Source organism: Pantoea sp. y20, assembly GCF_054903455.1.
Window position 1 is genome coordinate 465,830 of sequence record NZ_CM142816.1, and the last position, 17,306, is coordinate 483,135.

The following is a 17,306-nucleotide window of genomic DNA, read 5'->3' on the forward strand; positions in this document are numbered from 1 at the left end:
TGCGCTGGCGCATAAAGCTGATGCGAACTATAACCACAAAGCATGACTGGGCGGCTGACAAACTCACGCGCAACGCCGGTATGAGCGCTGATTGAAAGCACATTGCCTTTCGCTCACCTATCGCAGTGATGATAACTATAGGATTTTCATATGCTCTATCAGTATGTTAAAGCAGCTTGCCTGGCTGAGTGATTTATACTGATGCTCAGGCTTTACTGCGCAACGCTGTCCGGTTTGCGCGCTGAATCGCAGCATCCTCTGCTGTTCTGGCGGCTTTTCTTCTTACTCTTTGCACTGTATCACAGAGCAAAAATTCCGCAGTGGTGATGTTTGACTTTCTTTTGTGCATAAAGTAAGTATGAATTATGTGCGTTGTCGCTGCTGAATCAACCTGCCGGGAATCGCAGGTGTCGAGATGAAGGGATGCCAGTCATCTGTTGGAGAAACCGAGCATGATGTGTGATTCAACCAATCGTCCTTCCCGTTTGCAAAGTTCACTGCGCACGGTGTCGCGTCTGGTCTCCGCCGGGATTCTGCTCGGTGCGACCATGGCAGCCGCGCAGGCCGTTACCCTGAATGAGTGGGACATTTACAACTATCCGCAGCAGACCGAAGCGGTGGATGAAGCGGTAAAAGCGTTCCAGCAAAAGAATCCGGACATTGTGATTCAGCGTTCGGTGCACTCCTTCGAAGACACGCGCATTCCGCTTAAGCTGGCGCTAACCGCCGGTGACGGCCCGCAAATCGCCCAAGTGAATCAGGGCGGCGGCGATATGGGCTCGCTGGTGAAAGACAAGCTGCTGTGGCCGCTGGATGATTACGCCAAAACTTACGGCTGGACCACGCGCTTCCCGGATTCAATCCTGAAACGTAACCGCTGGTCAGATAAACAAGATTTCGGCAGCGGCAAACTCTACGGCGTGGCGAGCCTCGGCGAGATGGTGGGTTTGTACTACAACAAAGCGCTGCTGGATAAAGCCGGTGTCGCGGTGCCTAAAACCCTGCCAGAACTCGAACAGGCGATGGAGAAACTCAAAGCCGCCGGTACACCGCCGATGATGCTCGGCCTGCTCGACGGCAACATGGGCCAGCAGCTGCTCAGCACCTTGTGGGAAGCGCAGATTGAGAGCAGCGACCGGAAAAAACTCGACGATCTGATTTACGACGTGGGCGGCACGTTCAAAGACGACAAGCTGGTGAAAGCCGCCAACCTGATGAAGGGCTGGAACGACAAAGGCTATCTGTTCCCCGGCTTCCAGGGCATTGGGCACGACGATGCCGCGACCCTGTTCCAGAATGGTCAGGCAGCGTTCCTGGTGAGCGGAACCTGGTATCTCGGCCAGTTTAAAGACAACAAAGATCTGCACTTCGCCGCGATGCCAGCGGGCGAGGGCGTGCAGCATCCACTGATGGTGGGCGGCACCGATCTGGCGTTCTCCATCACCAGCACCGCCAAAGACAAAGCGCAGCAGGATTCCGCAGCGAAGTTCATCGATTACATCGTCTCAGATGAGATGGCGAACCGCTGGCTGAAAGTGGGCTTCCTGCCGGCCGGCACCAGCAAAAATGCGCAGATTCCGGCGGATAACCCGCTGCTGGCGGAAGCGTATCAGGTGTGGGTGACGCTAAATGACAACGATGGTCTCGGCCATTATCTCGACTGGGCCACGCCAACCATGAACGCTGAGCTGAATCAGAATGTGCAGCTGCTGCTGGCGGGACGTCAAACCGCCGACCAGATGGTGATCAACTTCGATAACAACTATCAACGTTACCTGAAAACCCTCAAGCACTGATGACGTACGGCCCGGCGTAAGTGGCCGGGCCGCGAACAGGCCCGCAAGCGAGTACGGTTATGCTGAATAAATCTGCCTGGCGCAATGCGCTCTATCTTCTGCCCGCGGTGCTGGTGTATGCGGTGTTTCTGCTGATGCCGCTGTTGGCCTCATTAGGGATCAGCTTCACCGAATGGGACGGCACCTCGTGGCCGATTTTCATCGGCATGGGTAACTATCTGCGCATGTTCCAGGATCCGGTGTTCTGGGTGGCGCTCGGCAATAATGCCTTGCTGATGCTGTTCTACACGCTGTTTCCGATTGGCGTTGGACTGCTGCTGTGCAGCTTCCTGTATGAGACGCGCAATAACAAAGAGCGCAGCGTGCTGCGTATCCTCTTCTTCCTGCCGTACATCATGCCGATGGCGGTGCTCGGCGTGGTGTGGCGCTGGCTGTATAACCCGGCGTTTGGCCCTATCGATCAGTTCCTGCGCGCCGTGGGTTTGCCGCAGCTGGCGAAGTCGTGGCTGGGTGATTTTACCTGGGCGCTACCCGCGGTCGGCTTTGTCGCCACCTGGTACTTCTTCGGTTTCTGCCTGGTGCTGTTTATGGCGGGCTTGCAACGCATGGATCCGTCGCTGCTGGAAGCGGCCGATCTCGATGGTTCATCACGCCGGCAGAAATTTATGCGCATTACGCTGCCGTCGCTGCGTCCGGAACTGCGTATCGCGCTGCTGCTGACGGTGATCGCCAGCTTGAAAGCCTTCGATCTGGTTTACGTGATGACGCAAGGCGGGCCGGGCACGTCCACTATGGTGACCAACATCTTTATGTATAAGCAGGGCTTTGACCTGCACTACTTCGGCTATGCCTCCGCCGTGGCGGTGTTCAGTATGCTGATTGTGTTAATGATCAACGGCTTAATTCATCTATGTCTACGGGAGCGTCACTGATGCGCGGCACGCCAACTGTCTCACGCGCGCTGATCTGGATTGTCGCGTTGATGACCATCCTGCCGTTTTTAATGGCGCTGATGACCTCGTTCAAAACCCAGATGGAGCTATTTCAGGGCGTGTTTACCTTGCCCTCGTCGCTCAATTTCAAAAACTACATCACCGCGTGGCAGCAGGGACATTTCAACGTCTACTTCATGAACTCGGTGCTGGTGGTGATTCCGGTGGTGATCTGCAGCATCCTGCTCGGCATTCTGGCGGGATTCGGTTTTGCCTGGCTGAAGATCCCCGGCAAAACGGTGGTTGCCGCGCTGCTGGGCCTTGGCATGGTGCTACCGAGTGAAGCCTTTATTATTCCGCTCTATCACGAGCTACGCTGGATGGGCCTTACCAATACCTATCTGACGCTGATTCTGCCGCAAATTGCCTTGTCGCTGCCGTTTACCACGCTGATGATTGCCACCGCGTTGCAGCAGGTGCCGCGCGAGCTGGTGGAAGCGGCAGTGATGGATGGTGCCTCACGCCGCAAAATTCTCTGGGGCCTGCTGGTGCCGGCGATTTGGCCGACGCTGTCCACGCTGGCGCTGCTGCTGTTTATCTGGACGTGGAACGAGTTCCTTATCCCGCTAATTCTGGTGAATAAAGATGAGCTGCGCACCTTGCCGATCGGCATGATGTTTTTCCAGAACAAAAACACCATCGATATTCCGGTGCTGATGGCGGGCGCGATGATTGTCATCCTGCCGCTGGTGGCGGTGTTCCTGGTGTTCCAGCGCAAATTTATCAGCGGCGTCACCGAAGGCGCGGTGAAATAACCATCTTGTCCACCAGCAAAAGGTTTTGGTCATGCGGCGCGTGCTGCAATAGCGCATCGCCGCTATTCAGGAGAACCGCATGCACGTTTCATTGGCTGATTTCTACCCCATCGCCGATGGCGAAACGCTGGATACACACTGCTTCCAGCGCGCACTCAATCATCTGGCAACGCGCGGCGGCGGCACCTTATCAGTGCCGCCTGGCCGCTATCATCTCGGCACGCTAACGCTGGGTTCCAACATTAATCTGCATCTCGAAGCGGGCGCCACGTTGCTCGCCAGCTCACGCGTTGAGGATTATCAGCAGCAGCTGGCACAGAGCCAGGCTGAACTGTCGCAGCATGTGCTGCTGTACGCCGTCGGGCAGCGCAATATCAGCATCAGTGGCAAAGGGGTGATCGACGGTAACGGCGATGCGTGGTTTGCTGCGGAAAAGGACGAGCAGGGTTATCGCCTGCCGCGTGCGCAGCGCCCGCGCATCGTGGTGTTTGAGGATTGCGAGCAGGTGACGCTGCAAGATTTCACCATCATCCAGGCGCCGATGTGGACGGTACATCTGGTGAGTTGCCGCCATGTACATGTCGACCATCTCACCATCAATAACAGCATGAGCATGCCGAACACCGATGCGCTGGATATCGACAGCTGTGAAGCGGTGTTTGTCAGCAACAGCTACCTGAGCGTGGCCGATGATGCCATCTGCATCAAAACCAGCCAAAAACCCGCGCATTTGCGACGTGCCGCGCGACAAATCATGATCAGCAACTGCCTGCTGCGCTCCTACAGCTGCGCGTTCAAAATTGGCACCGAAACCTTCGATGACGTGGAAGATGTCACCGTCTCCGGCTGCACCCTCTTTGATTCCAACCGCGCGATTGGCTTGCTGTCGCGTGATGGCGGCCAGTTCCGCCGTTTGCTGTTCAGCAATATCACGCTGGCCTGCCGCCACGCGCCGCCGTGCCATTGGGGTAAAGCCGATGCGCTGTTTGTTTCAGTGCGCGCGCGCGATCCGGCGATAGCGCCGGGCAGCATTGAGCAACTGCAATTCAGCAACGTCAGCGGTGTGATGGAAGGAGCAATTAACCTGCATGCGGAACAACCGGGACAGATTCGTGATGTGATGCTGGCGAATGTGCAGCTGCGGCAAGTGGTAGCAGCAGGTGCGGATCAGGGACATTACGATGTGCGCCCGCCGTGTAATCCCGAATCGCCGACCGGCATGGGCCTCGACAATGCGTACAAACTGGATAGCACATCGGGCTTAGCATACGGCGTCGCTGCTTATCCGGATGGCTTGCCGGGCGTGTTTGCGCGCGGCGTGGAGAATCTACAGTTGCATAACGTGGTGATTACGCGCCCGCAGCCGTTGCCCCACGGCTGGCATGCGGAAACAGTGCAGATTCTTTAGGGCACGCCTGGAGGTTACAACGCAGCAGCGATAGCCGCGCCCAGTTCCTCGGTTGACGCGCGGCCGTCGAGCTCGCGCGTCAGGCTGTTGCCCGCCGCCAGCGTAAGCTCGATGGCATCCAACACCGCTGCGCCCGCTTCGGCGTAATCGAGGTGCTCCAGCATCATCGCGCCACTCCAAATCTGACCAATCAGGTTGTTCACGCCTTTACCGGCGATGTCAGGTGCCGATTCAAAGGTGCTGTAATTAATGCGTTGATTTTGATTATTTGTAATCATATTTGATGCTTTGTGAGCAACCTCAAACAAATTAAGCCCTGTTTAGCCTATAAAACGCCTCTAATATGCGTAAATTCATTCTTATTTGAGCGAAATGAATCATAAGCATAAGTGGGGTGGCGAAGTGCGTAGACACGGTGAATAACAACATCGGCCACCTCATCAACGGGACGCGTGAAGCCCAGCGCGTTCCACGACCCTACGTTATCGATGAGGCTGAAATGAAACAATTCTCTACAGAAGGGATGGTGATTATTGTCGGGATTGTCATTGCGTACATCCTGTTCACCACCTGGCTCACCTGGCGTCTGCGCAGTAAAAACAGCGGCGACTTTATGGCTGGCTCCAATGTGATGCCGGCATTTGTGGTGGGCGTGATGCTGATGTCGGAATACATCGGCGCCAAATCCACCATCGGTACGGCTCAGGCAGCTTTCGAAGATGGCTTTGCCGCTTCATGGTCGGTGATTGGTGCCGCTATCGGTTTCCCGCTGTTTGGTTTTTTGCTGGTAAAGCGCATCTACAATACCGGCAAAATCACCATCTCTGCGGCGATCGCTGAACGTTATGGCAACTCCACCAAAAACATCATCTCGCTAATCATGATCTATGCGCTATTGCTGGTTAACGTCGGTAACTACGTTAGCGGTGCGGCGGCGATCTCAACGGTGCTCAACCTCGATCTCACTACCGCTGCGGTGATCACCGCGATCGTCAGTACGTTCTATTTTATGTTCGGTGGCATGAAAGGCATCGCCTGGGTCACGCTGCTGCACAGCGGACTGAAATATATCGGTATTCTGATCATTCTCGGCGTGGCCCTGCACATGACCGGCGGCGTCAGCCCAATGATCAAAGAGATGCCGCATTTCTACTGGACGTGGGACGGCAACGTTGGCGGCAGCACTATTTTCGCCTGGATGATTGGTACTATCGGCTCGATCTTCTGTACTCAGTTTGTGATTCAGGCGATTGCCTCGACCAAAAGTGCCGAGTCCGCCAAACGTGCAACCTGGGTGGCGTTCTTCTTCTGCATGCCGATTGCCATTGCTATCGCGCTGATTGGCGTGGCGGCGAAATACCTGCATCCCGATATTAAAAGTCTCTATGCGCTGCCGGTGTTCCTGCAGGACATGAGTCCCTGGCTGGCGGGGATTGTCACCACCTCACTCGTGGCGTCGATCTTTGTCAGCGTCAGCACCGTAGCGCTGGCGATTGCCTCGCTGGTGGTAAAAGATTTCTACGTGCCCTATCGCAATCCGACACCGGAGCGCGAGTTCCGCATGACGCGCTGGCTGTCGCTGCTGATCGGTTTCCTGCCGCTGATTTTCGTGCTGTTCGTGCCGGAAGTGTTGAAGCTCTCCTTCTTCACCCGCGCTATTCGGCTGTCGATTTCAGTGGTGGCAATCATTGCCTTTTATCTGCCGTTCTTTAAAAGCACGCGCGGCGCCAATGCAGGCCTGATTGGTGCGTGCGTCATGACGTCAGTGTGGTATCTGCTCGGCGATCCATTAGGTATCAACAACATGTACGTGGCGTTGATCACGCCGGCGGTCATCATGGTGATTGACCGCCTGATCCCTTCAAGCCAAACCCATGTGAAAAAAGCCCCGAAATCTTCAATGCAAAACAGTGGAGCCTGAAATGAGTGATTTAACCCTTACCGTTGAACGCAGCGGTAACCTCCATCCGCACGCGCAGGATGCGCAACAGCTCACGGCGATGCTGCCTTCGGTCTGCCCGCAGAACCATGCGGCGAATCTGCTGCCGCTACCCAATGGCGACTTGCTGTGTGTGTGGTTTGGCGGCACGCAGGAAGGGATCGCCGATATTTCTGTGTGGTGCTCGCGGCTGAAAAGCGGCAGCACACAGTGGAGCGAGGCGGAAAAACTCTCTGACGATCCCACGCGATCGGAGCAAAATCCGCTGCTGTTCCTCGATCCCGAACAGGTGCTTTGGCTGCTGTGGACGGCGCAAAAATCCGGCAATCAGGACACCGCGATTGTGCGCTATCGTCAGTCACGCGATTTTGGCCGCAGCTGGGGGGCAATCGACACTTTGCTCGATCAGCCCGGCACCTTTATTCGCCAGCCGATTGTGGTGCTGCCAAACGGTAACTGGCTGCTGCCGGTGTTTTATTGCCGAACGCAGCCTGGCGTGAAATGGGTGGGTAACAACGATATCAGCGCGGTGAAAATCTCCAGTGATAAAGGCCAAAGCTGGCGCGATGTGGCGGTGCCAGACAGCCTGGGCTGCGTGCATATGAACATCACGTTGCTGCAGGATGGCAGCTTACTGGCGCTGTATCGCAGCCGCTGGGCCGATTTCATCTATCAAAGTCGTTCGATCGACGGCGGCGAAAGCTGGAGTGCGCCGCTGGCGACTGACTTGCCAAACAACAACTCGTCGATTCAGGTCACGACATTGCACAACGGCCATCTGGCGCTGGTGTTTAATGCCATGAGCGCCAGAGATGCCAGCGAGCGCCGCTTATCGCTATATGACGAAATTGAAGATGAAGAGGATGACAGCGATGTGGCGGTGGCGGCAGAGCCGCTGGTGCACAGCGGACGCAGCGCGTTTTGGGGCGCACCCCGCGCGCCAATGACGCTGGCGATTTCCGCCGATGGCGGCAAAAGCTGGCCATGGCAGCGTAATCTCGACGAGGGCGACGGCTACTGCATGACCAATAATTCGCAGCAAAAGCTTAACCGCGAGTTCTCCTATCCGAGCATCAAACAAAGTGACGATGGCGCGCTGCATGTGGCTTACACCTATTTTCGTCAGGCGATTAAATATGTGCGCGTCGATGAAAGCTGGGTGAAAGGATGAGCAGGCAGCGACACGCGCTGGTGACGGGCGTCAGCTCTGGCATAGGCGCCGCCATCGCCGATCATCTGTTGCAACAAGGTTGGCAGGTGACCGGTTTTAGCCGCACGTCGGTGCAGAACGATCATCCAGCGTTCACCTCGGTCAGCGTGGATCTGTTGGATGCCAATCTGCTGAAGCAGGCGCTATTGGCGCTGCCGAAGGTGGATGCGCTGGTGCATGCCGCAGGCATGATGGCGGCTGCGCCGCTCGGTGAGCTGGATGAGGAGCAGAGCGCGCGTTTGTGGTACCTGCACGTGCAGGTGGCGGAGATAATGGCAAATGTCTTGCAGCCGCAGATGGCGCAGGGCGATCGTATCTTGCTGGTTGGCAGCCGCACGTCACGCGGCGCGGCGAATCGCAGCCAGTACGTGAGCACCAAGGCGGCCATGGTGGGCATGGCACGCAGCTGGGCGGCGGAACTGGCACCCAAAGGCATCACGGTGAATGTGATTGCGCCGGGGGCGACGGAGACGCCCATGCTGCTGCAGCCCGGCCGCGCCAGTTCACCCCCAAAGCTGCCGCCGATGGGGCGCTATATCAAGCCACAGGAAGTGGCGGCGCTGGCAGGGTTTGTGCTGTCGCCTGCCGCCGATGCGATTACCGGGCAGGAGTTGGTGATCTGTGGTGGGGCGTCGTTGTAGTTTTTTCACTCACCCTAACCCTCTCCCACAGGGAGAGGGAATTGAATAGTGCACCGACTAACTCCCTCTCCCAGTGGGAGAAGGAATGGAATAGTGCACCGACTAGCTCCCTCTCCCAGTGGGAGAGGGTTGGGGTGAGGGCAACAAGTCGCACCTACCCGCGCCGCAATCCCGCCACATCCACCTGCCACTGATGCAGCTTGTTATACAGCGCGGTGCGTGAAATCCCCAGCAGCTGCGCGGACTGGCGCAGGTTGCCTTTCTGCTCGCGCACCACCTGCATCACATGCTGGCGTTCATTCTTCTGCAGCGAGCTCAATTCGCTGGCGACAGGCGCGTTACGCTGCACCATCTCTTCCGGCAGATCGTGACGATCTATCTCCAGCCCTTCACACAAATTCACCATGCGCTCGACCAGATTCTCCAGCTCGCGCACGTTGCCGGGCCAGTGCCACGCCTGCAAACAGCACATTGCCTCGGCGGAGAGCTGCGGCGCGATGCGCTTCAGCCGGGTGCAGAGCGCCTGAATGAAGGTATTCACCAGGCCGGGAATATCCTCCTGACGCTCGCGCAGCGGCGGGATCTCCAGCGAAATCACATTCAGGCGATAGTAGAGGTCGCGGCGGAACGCGCCTTTTTCCACCGCATCCAGCAGATTGCAGTGGGTAGCGGCGATGATGCGCACGTTGACCTTGATAGGATGGGCTGCGCCGATTCGCACCACTTCGCCCTCCTGCAGCACGCGCAGCAGGCTGGTTTGCGCCTCGAGCGGCATCTCGCCAATCTCATCAAGGAACAAGGTGCCGCCATCAGCCAGCTCAAATTTGCCCGCCGAGCCGCCGCGTCGCGATCCAGTAAAAGCGCCGTCGACATAGCCAAATAGTTCGCTCTGCACTAAATCACGTGGCAATGCGCCGCAGTTCAGCGCGATAAAGGCTTCCTGCTGGCGCGGGCTGGCGTTGTGAATCGCCTGTGCGAACAGCTCTTTACCGGTGCCGCTTTCGCCGGTTAATAATACCGTGCTGTCGCTGCGGCTGCTGGCGCGCGCTTTCTGAATCGCTTGCAGCACGCGCGGCGCGTGCCCGCGAATCATCTCAAAGGTGTAGCTGGCGCCGACGCCCATCACGCGGCGCGTAATGGCGCGGATACGTTGATTCTCGCGCAGCGACAGCACGCGGCCACCGTCTGGCGCGGGCATCAGCGAAATAAGGCAGGAAAGGGGATGCACGCCATCCGGCATAAATTGCAGCTCGCGGTCATTGCAGAACGGCATGGTGAGCAGCGATCCGCCTTGCGGTTGCAGCAGCACGTCGATCGGTCCGGCGCTGGGATCGAGGCCGCTAAAGATCTGGCGCGCATAGCGATTCAGCGTTTTGATGCGACCGTGACGATCGCAGACGATTACGCCTTCGTTCAGGGTTTCGAGGATCGACTGCTGCTCGGCCAGCAAACGGCGCAGCATCAGCTGCTGACCAACCGCTTCCGCTGCCGCCTGCACCGTGCCGAGCGTATGCGCATTAAAGTTGTCAGGCGTGGCGGTCAGCGTGAGCACGCCAAGCAGCTGGCCGCTGGCATCGCGCACCGGTGCGGCAGCACATTGGCGATGGCGTTTGCGCAGATCCAGCTTCCAGTTTTCGCCACTCAACACGTACACCAGCCGCTGCTCAATCAGGCAGCGCGCGGTGCAGTTGGTGCCGAGCACCTCTTCGCGCAGGATGCTGCCGACCGGCGTCAGATCCGCGCCGCAGAAGTGCAGCGTCACGCCTTGCGCATCGGTCAGATTGATGTGGCCATCCGGGTTATACGCCAGCAGGTTTTCCATGATGCTGCGCGCCGCGAGGATCAACTCGGCATTGTGCTCAAGGATCGCCGTCAGTTCCGCAGCGGGTGGCGAAACATAGGCAAAGGTGGCGGGATCGATCGCGCGCTGCTGCGATCGCTGCCACGACTGCAAAATGCTGTGCCGCATCCAGCCGGGCTGTTCACCGCGTTCAAAGCTGTGCCAGCCCTGCCACAACAACGTATCCCATTCGCCCACCTCCGCGCTGTCCGGCAAGCTGAAGATTGGATCGCTCTCATCTTTAAACGGCAAACGCTCACTGGCACGCATGTGACACTCCTTAACAAGATGGAATGTACATTTTATTGACATGTGAAGTTGACATGTAAGTTTTGTTGCCAAATTGTGAGCAATATCTGTGTCATGCCTCACATAAAGCGGCGAATTGCAGTTGGCATCGCCTTTGCACTACCGATTGCACATCCCTGCGCTCGAATGAGCATATCCAAAACAATAAGGAATAGGTCATGACATTTCATCTTAAGCCAGTACGCGTCGGCCTGATTGGCGCCGGACGCATGGGCAGCTTCCACGCGGAAAACCTGGCCTGGCGCGTGCCGGGTGCGATCCTCGCAGCGGTGGCCGATCCGCAACCGGGCGCGGCCGACGCGCTGACCAATAAGCTCGGCGTCGCTAAAGCCTATAGCGATCTGCATGCGCTGCTGCAGGATCCCGAAATTGAGGCGGTGGCGATTGCCGCACCAGCGCGCACGCACGCCGAATGGGTGATCGCTGCCGCTGAGGCGGGCAAACATGTGTTCTGTGAGAAGCCGATGGCGGTGACGCTGGAAGAGGCGGATCGCGCGATTGCTGCCGCGAAAGCGGCCGGCGTCGTGTTGCAGGTCGGTTTTAACCGCCGCTTTGATTCCGGCTTTGCTGCAGCGATCGCGGCGGTGAAAGCGGGTGAAAATGGCACCACGCAGCTGAGCCGATCGCTGACGCGCGATCCGGGCCTGCACGATCCTTCGCGCATCCCGCAGTGGACGATCTTCCTTGAAACGCTGATCCACGATTTCGACACGCTGCTGCACTTTAACCCTGGCGCGAAGCCGGTGGAAGTCTATGCGCTGGCCGATGCGCTGGTGCGTCCGGATTTCAAAGACAAAGGCTTGCTCGACACATCGGTGGTTACCATCCGCTTTGATAACGGCGCGATCGCCACCGCTGAAGCCAACTTCCAGGCGGTATACGGCTACGATGTGCGCGGCGAAGTGTTCGGCAGCAAAGGCATGCTGCAGGCGGGCCACATCAACGTTAACAACTGTGTGCGCTATCACCAGGATGGCATCGCGATTGAAACCTCACGCATGGATTCAGACCTGCTGCGCGAAGCCTATGTGGCGGAGATGGCCGAGTTTGCCCGCTGCATTCGCAGTGGCGAAACGCCGCGCGCTACCGGTGAAGATGCACGAAACGCGCTGGAGATTGCGCTGGCCTGTATCGACTCGGTGCAGCAGCAGCAACCCATCAAATTGGGAGGTCGCTAATGGCCAGTTATCAGCTGTCGGTGTGTGCCGAAATGGTGTTTCTCGATCTGCCTTTTGTCGAGCGCGTGAAACGCATTCATGAACTGGGCTTTGGCGTCGAAATCTGGGGCTGGGCCAACAAAGATATCGATGCGCTGGCGGCGACCGGCGCGCGTTTCACCTCGATGACCGGCTACCTCAGCGGCAACCTGACCGATGATGATGAGATTCAGCAACTGCTGCAAAGTGCTGAAGCGTCGCTGGCGGTGGCCGAGCGGCTCAACTGTCCGGCGTTGAACCTGCACGGTACCGGACTGGATGACAAAGGTTTGCCGGTTAGACCGGTTGAGGTGGTGACCGGCGCGATGTGGCTGAAAGCGGCCGACACGCTGCGCAAAGTGGCGCAGCTGGGCGAGCGCGCCGGACGCGTCTTCACGCTGGAGAACCTTAACTTGCCGGTTGATCATCCCGGTACACCGTTCGCGCTGGCGGCCGACACGCTGGCGCTGGTGGAAGCGGTTAACAGCCCGGCGCTGAAGATGAACCTCGACCTGTATCACGCGCAGATTGGCGAAGGCAATTTGATCGAACTGATTCGCCGCTGTGGTTCGGCGATAGGTGAGATTCAGGTGGCCGATGTGCCGGGGCGTCAGCAGCCGGGCACCGGCGAGATTAGCTATCGCACCATCGCCCGTGCGCTACACGATGTTGGCTATCAGGGCACCGTGGCGCTGGAAGGCTGGGCCAGCGGCGAAAGTGGCGCCGCGCTGCAGCAGTTCCGCGATCATTTCACGCTTTGACGATTTCACCGCCGGGTATTTGCCTGTTATCCGGCATTAACTCGATGAAATATATAACAATATCTCAACCCTACAGGACTAACCCATGAACATCAGAAATGTGATGCTGTGCCTCTGCGCGCTGCTGCTCAGCCTGAGCGTGAGCGCTAAAACCTTCACCGTCGGCGTCGCGCTGGCGAACTTCGATCTCAACTTCGTCTCGATTCTGCGCACCCAGATGCAGGCAGAGCTGAAAGCTAACCAGCTCAATAGCCAGTTTGTGGATGCCAAAGGCGATGTCGCGCTGCAAGTGCAGCAGGTGGATGATTTTGTTAATCAGGGTGTCGATGCCATCATCCTCAATCCGGTGGACACTCAAGGCGTATTGCCAATGATTACCGCGGCGAAAAATGCCGGCATTCCGCTGATCTTCGTCAATCGTAAGCCAGAAGTGAAACTGCCAACCGACATGGCGTATGTTGGTTCAGACTCGGCGTTGGGCGGAGAAATGCAGATGGAAGCGCTGGCGAAGAAGATGAATTACAAAGGTAACGTGGCGATTTTGATGGGCGCGCTGTCGAATGAGGAAGCGCGTGAACGCACCCGCGCGGTGGAAGCCGTGATTGCCAAATACAAAGATATGAAGGTGATTGAAAAGCAGAGCGCCAAATGGCAGCGCAACGAAGCGGTGGATGTGGTATCGAGCTGGCTGCTGAATCAGCGCCCGATTGACGCTATCGCGGCGAATAATGATGAAATGGCGATTGGTGCCATCATGGCGCTCAACCAGGCGAAAAATGAGAAGATTTTGGTCGCCGGTATCGACGGCACGCCGGATGGTCAGCAGTTCGTGAAGAACGGCAAAATGACGCTGACCATTTTCCAGGACGCGAAAGGGCAGGCGACCGGCGCGGTGCAGGTGACTAAAGCGCTGCTGGAGAAGCAGAAAGTGCAGGAGTTCAACTGGATTCCGTATCAAACCATCACGCCTGAGAACTATGCGCAGTTCGCGGCGAAATAACATTTTTATTTACCAAAACTCTCCTGCTCGCAGGAGAGTTTTACGCTGGAAACCCGATTTATTCCTCCTCCACTTCGCTTTATTTGCCTAACTCTGACTGATAAACTCCGGCTGCAACCAGAATTGTCTCTGGTTAATGATTGCTCAGGCATGATGCATTAACAGAACGCATGCTTTCGACCGGAGAGAAGTGCAGGATGGATAAAGAGATTCTCAACACCATAAATTCTCAGCACCTTTTTCCCTCGCACAGCGACCGGCATATTTTTTTTGGTGTTGATGGTAAATTCATTGGCCACTCGCTGATTACCATCATGTCGATAATCAAGCATGCCAATGATGTTCGTTATCACTTTCATCTTATCTCTTCGGAAATATCTGCAGTTGATACTGCGCGTCTGGAAAAAATATTCGCTGGATCGTCACATGGGTTAACGCTGCATCATATTCAGGATAGTTTGTTTAGCGCGTTCCCTACCACAGAGTTGTTCACTCGCGCGACCTATTATCGTTTTCTCGCTCCGCTTATCTTGCCGCATGCCGCTAAATTGCTTTATCTCGATGCCGATATGGTGTGTCTGAATCCTCTTGATGAATTATGGCAGATTGCCATGCCAGCTGACGTTATTGCCTTGGTGGTTGGCGAGATTCAGGCATTGCAACCGCAGTTGGCTGAAAAGGTGGGCTTGCGTGGAAAGCGCTATTTTAATGCCGGCATGATGCTGATTGATGTTCAAAAGTGGAACCGCGAGCAGATCAGTGAACGCGCTTTTAATTTGCTTAACGAAAAGGGAAAACAATTCCAGTATCTTGATCAGGATGCGTTGAATACGTTGCTTGAGGACCGTGTGATATTTACGGAAACGCGCTTTAATACCATCAATATGCTCTCACACGATGATAGCGGTTATACACAGGATGTGCCGAAAAATACCTGCTTATTGCATTATGCGGGTGCCGATAAACCCTGGCAGCGGTGGAATCAACAGCACGTTGGCCATTACTATCGCGATCTTTATCAGATTTCACCATTAGCCGACGTCTCTTTTGAAACACCGAAAAACGCGCAACAAGCAAAGAGAATGTACAAATTTTTGTTCCGTAGTCATCAATGGATGCCGGCACTCTATTGGCGCATTAAGTATTTTAAAATGAGGTATTTTTGAGTGCAGACTTTACGTTTAAAGCCGCTGTTAACCGAAAGCAATATTTATCAGCTGTGCTTTCTGCTGTTAACCCTGGCATTTGCGACCTCGTTAGTTATCCCCGCATATCCTAAGAAAACATTCTATCTGGTGGGTTATTTAACGCTATTCTTTCTGCTGGCCAAGGGAATAAAAAGAAAATTCATTATCGATAAGAGTGCTTTCATCGTCGCCGTTCCCATTCTATTATTGGGCATAGTCAGGGTAATATGGTCGCGTATTTATGCCGATGCCTATTTTAGCGATGTAGTGGATAACTATTTTCAGGGCGGTAAACTTTTCATTATCTCCGCTTTTGTCAGCTATTTTTTCATTGCGTGGCGTCACTGTTTGTCAGCGAAAGTCCTGCGCATTAGCGTGTGCTTGTTAATTTTTGGCTTGCTGCTGACGCTGGGCGCCGGCTGGTACGAACATGCTCAGACGCAGCAACGCATCAAATTACTCACAGATTCAGCCGGTACCGTTTCATACCTGATGACGGCGTTAGCATTAACTGCCCTGTTTATTGTGAATAAGGTGATAGTTCGCCGCCTTAATCAAATTCTGCTGTTCACCGCTATCTTTGTGGTGAATATGCTGCTGATGTTCCTCACTGAGTCACGTGCGGCGGTGTTGGTGCTGCCCGTTTTATACTTGCTCTGTTTTTATCTGGTTCATCGCTGGGCAGGAAAATATTCGCTGGTGATTTTAGTTCTTTGCATTGCGGGGGGGCTGTTCTTCATGCCCAGCTCCATTATGCATCGGTTGGACAACATCCAGAACGAAATAGACAGCTATCAGAAAAATAATGATACCTCAATTGGTGCGCGCTTCTCGATCTGGAAAAGTGGCTATCACAGCGTTTCCTGGTCGCTGCTGGGGCAAAGTCCGGATGACAGAACGGATAAAGCGCGCGTTTATATTAAAACCTATGAACGCGCTAATCCTGAGGCTTATAAAAATGTGATGTATCACTTGCACGATGATTTTTTAGAAACGCTTTCGCTGCAAGGTATCGCGGGTGCTGTCACCCTGATTCTTTTTTATGTGGGTTTAATTGTGGCGGCAATGCGTCGTCGGGCATGGGATGTCGCGCTGCTTCCTGTTTCCATTTTTATATTCGGTTTGACCGATACCGTATGGATTCAAAGCAGTTCAGTGTTTATTCTGATGGCATCGATTATTATGAGCTATGCGCTGATGCAGCATAAGCCCCGAACGCATATCTAATATTTGTCAGGTCGCCATTGAAGGCGACCGATTTTCTCAACGCTTCAGCTCATTCTCCGCAATTTCATTCTCAGATATTTTTTCTTCAAACTAAATCTGACTTTACTGTCCAGCAAAAATGAAACGAAAGAGACGTTTTCAATCGCCTGCTTCACCACCTGTTTCTCATGTTCATCGTTAATCAGCGGATAAAACTTATGCGCCAGATTGATCCAGTGACAAGCGAGCAGGTTGCGGTAGCTTTCACCGAGCACATTATCCATCTGTTGCGTGGCTTTGATCAGCATCGATATTTTATCGGCATCCAGCGCGCTGGAGAGACTTTTTTCTCGTTTGAAATAGAGATACGGGCTCTGCTTCGCTAAAAATATCGTCTGACTGGCTTTCAGAATCGAGGGGAATAAATACGCATCTTCGTAGCAACTGAAGTCAGGGAAATGGTTATCTTCCAACAGCGAGCGTTTAATAAACTGACCGATAAAATGCGCCTGAATATCACGATGGATGAGGAATTTTTCAATCACCTGATGTTGCGACAAGGCGTTAACCTGCAAACCTTTCCACTGTTGTAGTTTGGTCTTCTTTTCATAAATTTCATTCAGCGGCGCCAGCAGAATATCGGGTTGTTGCGCCTGCAAAAACTGCACGATGTCAGCAAAAGAGTTCGGCAAAAGCTGATCGTCACCATCCAGCATCGTGACAAAATGGCCGCTGCATTTGCTGACGCCGAAATTTCTCACTTTGCCGATGTTACGGAACATCACGTCAAAGATTTTCACCTGGCTGAATGAAGCGGCAAAGCTGTGCAGCAACGCGCTGGTGTTATCTGTGGATGCGTCATTCACCAACACAACCTCGACCGCATCCTCAACGCCAGAGCAGGCCTTTTTGAGGCTGTTTAACGTCTCAACAATGTATTTTTCGCAATTGTGAGCCGTGACCAGGACGCTGAGAGTGCAAGGTGAATCCATAGTTAGCATCTATCCGTTAATGTTCTGAGAGCATTCATTGCTAACAAGTCTATCGCTTTCTACGCTGAAGGGAA

14 protein-coding genes and 1 pseudogene are annotated in these 17,306 nt (G+C 55.0%); 12 read left to right on the forward strand and 3 right to left on the reverse strand.

The window, feature by feature from the left end; all coding sequences use genetic code 11:
- Positions 1 to 452 precede the first annotated feature (452 nt).
- The 4 genes from ACYAC5_RS02070 to ACYAC5_RS02085 all read left to right on the forward strand — a co-directional run bounded on the left by ACYAC5_RS02070 (position 453) and on the right by ACYAC5_RS02085 (position 4,951).
- Entirely contained in the window at positions 453 to 1,796 is a 1,344-nt protein-coding gene (locus tag ACYAC5_RS02070; RefSeq protein ID WP_192412622.1) for an ABC transporter substrate-binding protein, read from the forward strand.
- Between the two features lie 59 nt (positions 1,797 to 1,855).
- The gene (locus ACYAC5_RS02075; RefSeq protein ID WP_101762375.1) at positions 1,856 to 2,728 is read left to right on the forward strand and encodes a carbohydrate ABC transporter permease; all 873 of its coding nucleotides are present in this window, start codon (positions 1,856 to 1,858) and stop codon (positions 2,726 to 2,728) included.
- Positions 2,728 to 3,543, forward strand: coding sequence for a carbohydrate ABC transporter permease (locus ACYAC5_RS02080; protein ID WP_462062944.1), 816 nt, complete (start codon positions 2,728 to 2,730; stop codon positions 3,541 to 3,543). Before ACYAC5_RS02075 ends, ACYAC5_RS02080 begins: the two co-directional genes overlap by 1 nt.
- Before the next feature lie 79 nt (positions 3,544 to 3,622).
- On the forward strand, positions 3,623 to 4,951 hold the full coding sequence (locus ACYAC5_RS02085; protein WP_462062337.1) for a glycoside hydrolase family 28 protein: 1,329 nt from the start codon (positions 3,623 to 3,625) through the stop codon (positions 4,949 to 4,951).
- Between the two features lie 14 nt (positions 4,952 to 4,965).
- On the opposite strand, the pseudogene ACYAC5_RS02090 reads toward ACYAC5_RS02085, so the two are convergent.
- Positions 4,966 to 5,181 (reverse strand): annotated as a pseudogene (locus ACYAC5_RS02090) (isocitrate/isopropylmalate family dehydrogenase); the annotation flags it as partial.
- Between the two features lie 269 nt (positions 5,182 to 5,450).
- On the opposite strand from ACYAC5_RS02090, the gene ACYAC5_RS02095 reads away from it, so the two are divergent.
- Genes ACYAC5_RS02095 through ACYAC5_RS02105 form a run of 3 tightly spaced genes read left to right on the forward strand, consistent with a single transcriptional unit; the run spans position 5,451 to position 8,741 of the window.
- Complete coding sequence (locus ACYAC5_RS02095) at positions 5,451 to 6,872, forward strand: sodium:solute symporter family protein (protein ID WP_101762339.1); 1,422 nt, start codon at positions 5,451 to 5,453, stop codon at positions 6,870 to 6,872.
- Position 6,873: 1 nt separating this feature from the next.
- A complete protein-coding gene (locus ACYAC5_RS02100) occupies positions 6,874 to 8,061 on the forward strand; it encodes a sialidase family protein (protein WP_309836195.1) in 1,188 nt (395 codons plus the stop codon).
- On the forward strand, positions 8,058 to 8,741 hold the full coding sequence (locus ACYAC5_RS02105) for an SDR family NAD(P)-dependent oxidoreductase (protein WP_192412616.1): 684 nt from the start codon (positions 8,058 to 8,060) through the stop codon (positions 8,739 to 8,741). Before ACYAC5_RS02100 ends, ACYAC5_RS02105 begins: the two co-directional genes overlap by 4 nt.
- Positions 8,742 to 8,895: 154 nt before the next feature.
- Here ACYAC5_RS02105 and ACYAC5_RS02110 read toward each other — a convergent pair whose 3' ends face one another.
- Positions 8,896 to 10,851, reverse strand: a complete 1,956-nt coding sequence (locus tag ACYAC5_RS02110; RefSeq protein WP_462062338.1) for a sigma-54-dependent Fis family transcriptional regulator — start codon at positions 10,849 to 10,851, stop codon at positions 8,896 to 8,898.
- Between the two features lie 197 nt (positions 10,852 to 11,048).
- On the opposite strand from ACYAC5_RS02110, the gene ACYAC5_RS02115 reads away from it, so the two are divergent.
- The 5 genes from ACYAC5_RS02115 (at position 11,049) to ACYAC5_RS02135 (ending at position 16,261) form a co-directional block, all read left to right on the forward strand.
- The gene (locus tag ACYAC5_RS02115; protein ID WP_309836190.1) at positions 11,049 to 12,068 is read left to right on the forward strand and encodes a Gfo/Idh/MocA family oxidoreductase; all 1,020 of its coding nucleotides are present in this window, start codon (positions 11,049 to 11,051) and stop codon (positions 12,066 to 12,068) included.
- Positions 12,068 to 12,847, forward strand: a complete 780-nt coding sequence (locus tag ACYAC5_RS02120) for a TIM barrel protein (RefSeq protein WP_309836188.1) — start codon at positions 12,068 to 12,070, stop codon at positions 12,845 to 12,847. The genes ACYAC5_RS02115 and ACYAC5_RS02120 overlap by 1 nt, the downstream gene beginning before the upstream one ends.
- Positions 12,848 to 12,932: 85 nt before the next feature.
- Positions 12,933 to 13,847, forward strand: a complete 915-nt coding sequence (locus tag ACYAC5_RS02125; RefSeq protein ID WP_101762333.1) for a substrate-binding domain-containing protein — start codon at positions 12,933 to 12,935, stop codon at positions 13,845 to 13,847.
- 197 nt (positions 13,848 to 14,044) lie between these two features.
- Positions 14,045 to 15,013 carry a glycosyltransferase family 8 protein gene (locus tag ACYAC5_RS02130; protein ID WP_462062339.1) on the forward strand — a complete coding sequence of 323 codons (969 nt, stop codon included), beginning with the start codon at positions 14,045 to 14,047 and terminating at the stop codon, positions 15,011 to 15,013.
- Positions 15,014 to 16,261, forward strand: a complete 1,248-nt coding sequence (locus ACYAC5_RS02135; protein ID WP_280172376.1) for an O-antigen ligase family protein — start codon at positions 15,014 to 15,016, stop codon at positions 16,259 to 16,261. It abuts the gene before it with no gap.
- Between the two features lie 44 nt (positions 16,262 to 16,305).
- Here ACYAC5_RS02135 and ACYAC5_RS02140 read toward each other — a convergent pair whose 3' ends face one another.
- Entirely contained in the window at positions 16,306 to 17,241 is a 936-nt protein-coding gene (locus tag ACYAC5_RS02140) for a glycosyltransferase family 2 protein (protein ID WP_312464383.1), read from the reverse strand.
- Between the last annotated feature and the right edge of the window lie 65 nt (positions 17,242 to 17,306).

What these genes read in the sequence shown, in the direction of transcription:
- ACYAC5_RS02070 (WP_192412622.1), top strand. Translation starts at nt 453, where the DNA reads ATGATGTGTGATTCAACCAATCGTCCTTCCCGTTTGCAAAGTTCACTG.
- ACYAC5_RS02075 (WP_101762375.1), top strand. Translation starts at nt 1,856, where the DNA reads ATGCTGAATAAATCTGCCTGGCGCAATGCGCTCTATCTTCTGCCCGCG.
- ACYAC5_RS02080 (WP_462062944.1), top strand. Translation starts at nt 2,728, where the DNA reads ATGCGCGGCACGCCAACTGTCTCACGCGCGCTGATCTGGATTGTCGCG.
- ACYAC5_RS02085 (WP_462062337.1), top strand. Translation starts at nt 3,623, where the DNA reads ATGCACGTTTCATTGGCTGATTTCTACCCCATCGCCGATGGCGAAACG.
- ACYAC5_RS02095 (WP_101762339.1), top strand. Translation starts at nt 5,451, where the DNA reads ATGAAACAATTCTCTACAGAAGGGATGGTGATTATTGTCGGGATTGTC.
- ACYAC5_RS02100 (WP_309836195.1), top strand. Translation starts at nt 6,874, where the DNA reads ATGAGTGATTTAACCCTTACCGTTGAACGCAGCGGTAACCTCCATCCG.
- ACYAC5_RS02105 (WP_192412616.1), top strand. Translation starts at nt 8,058, where the DNA reads ATGAGCAGGCAGCGACACGCGCTGGTGACGGGCGTCAGCTCTGGCATA.
- ACYAC5_RS02110 (WP_462062338.1), bottom strand. Translation starts at nt 10,851, where the DNA reads ATGCGTGCCAGTGAGCGTTTGCCGTTTAAAGATGAGAGCGATCCAATC.
- ACYAC5_RS02115 (WP_309836190.1), top strand. Translation starts at nt 11,049, where the DNA reads ATGACATTTCATCTTAAGCCAGTACGCGTCGGCCTGATTGGCGCCGGA.
- ACYAC5_RS02120 (WP_309836188.1), top strand. Translation starts at nt 12,068, where the DNA reads ATGGCCAGTTATCAGCTGTCGGTGTGTGCCGAAATGGTGTTTCTCGAT.
- ACYAC5_RS02125 (WP_101762333.1), top strand. Translation starts at nt 12,933, where the DNA reads ATGAACATCAGAAATGTGATGCTGTGCCTCTGCGCGCTGCTGCTCAGC.
- ACYAC5_RS02130 (WP_462062339.1), top strand. Translation starts at nt 14,045, where the DNA reads ATGGATAAAGAGATTCTCAACACCATAAATTCTCAGCACCTTTTTCCC.
- ACYAC5_RS02140 (WP_312464383.1), bottom strand. Translation starts at nt 17,241, where the DNA reads ATGCTAACTATGGATTCACCTTGCACTCTCAGCGTCCTGGTCACGGCT.